General features: G+C 43.2%; 2 protein-coding genes. One reads left to right on the top strand and one right to left on the bottom strand.

Annotated elements, in window-relative coordinates; translation table 11 throughout:
* Positions 1-7 precede the first annotated feature (7 nt).
* Positions 8-892, bottom strand: a complete 885-nt coding sequence (locus AB4507_RS21820) for a LysR family transcriptional regulator (protein ID WP_372183358.1) — start codon at positions 890-892, stop codon at positions 8-10.
* A 164-nt stretch (positions 893-1,056) separates the two neighbouring features.
* On the opposite strand from AB4507_RS21820, the gene AB4507_RS21825 reads away from it, so the two are divergent.
* Positions 1,057-1,513 (top strand): nuclear transport factor 2 family protein (locus AB4507_RS21825; RefSeq protein WP_372183360.1); only part of this gene is annotated, 457 nt, incomplete at its 3' end.

The following is a 1,513-nucleotide window of genomic DNA, read 5'->3' on the forward strand; positions in this document are numbered from 1 at the left end:
TCGTTCGCTAATAATCAAATCCGGCCAACCGATTATGGTCTGATTTGATTGCGCCTTTCATAAAATTAAAAAATGCTTTTATTCTGGCTGAATCTTCTAAATCTTTATGAGTCATCATCCATAGGTCTGTATTTTGGTGCATCACTTCCATATCTACTCTTTGCAGAGTTCCCTCACTGTTACCTAAAAAGCAGGGTAAGTAGGCTAACCCCATCTGATTTTCAGCGGCGATGATCAGGGGCTCAAAAGAGTCGGCTTTCATGACAATTTTGTCTTCTGAAATCAGTTCAGAAACCTGTAGCGAAGCACTGCCTCTATGCATCATTAACCAAGAAGCAGACTTTAAGGGGTGCTTACTCTTAAGGCCATTTATATATTCTGGCGATCCGTAAACACCAAACGCAATTTTACTTAACTTGGTCCCAACCAAATGGGCTGGCAACTCATTTGCCGGGCGAATCGCGATATCTGCATCTAGGTGCGAAATATCCAATTGACGAGATGTGAGGCTGAGTTCTAACTGAATTTTTGGATAAAGCCGATGAAAAGCAGCCAAATGAGTACCCAGAATGAGACGAGATAAGGCGTCGGTCGTCGTTATTCTTAGCGTTCCTTCTAGCTTCAATTCCTGTCCAAAAACCTTGTGTTCCAATTCTCTTACTGTGGATTCGATAGCGAGAGCTGACTCCAGAAGCTTTTGTCCTTCAACCGTTAGTTTGTATCCGGTAGGAAGTTTGTGGAAAATTCGTAATTTGTGACGATACTCAAAGGTGTCAATACGACGTAAAACGGTGCTGTGGTTTACACCAAGTGCTCTTGCCGCGGCCGACAGGGATCCTTCATTCGCCACTGTTAGAACATATTGTAGGTCATCCCATCTTATGTTGTGCATTTGCGCATATCCAACGTGTTCAATTAGTGAGTTTACCAAAAATTTAGCACAGCTATAGTTATCTCAACAAGGCAACAAACAGAACTGAAGTTCAAAGCATGCACTGATGGCACTTTTAATCTCCCACGCATTGAGCTTCAAAATTGACAATCAGGAGAAAGAAAATGTTAAAGAAAAATCTACTTATCGGTCTAGCGAGTCTTCTGGCTTTCTTTCAATTCACTCCAGCCTTTGCAGATGAAACAAAAGCAGTCGATTCAGCAAAGACACTAGAAACGGCTCAAGCATTCTTATGGGCGGCAGGCTCAGGTGATATGGCAAAACTCGAGTCATTAATGGCCGATGATTTTGTCTGGCACAACGAAGGTGACGCCGACATCCCTTGGATCGGTAACTGGGAGTCAAAAGAAAAAGTGCTCAACACTTTCTTTCCTCTATTTGGCGCAGGTTTGAAAGTCACAAGCTGGTCAACAGACTATAGTTTTGTAAACGGCGACCAAGCAGTATTCATGGGCAGCATGAGTGCCATTGCGAATGAATCTGGTGTAGACACGGGTAAATTCAGCTGGGCGGTTCGAGTTCAGGTTGAAGATGGCAAAGTGAAGAGTTGGAACTGGTTTG

The sequence above is a fragment of the Vibrio sp. 10N.222.54.A3 genome, from assembly GCF_041474095.1.
Classification (GTDB): Bacteria; Pseudomonadota; Gammaproteobacteria; order Enterobacterales; family Vibrionaceae; genus Vibrio; species Vibrio crassostreae_C.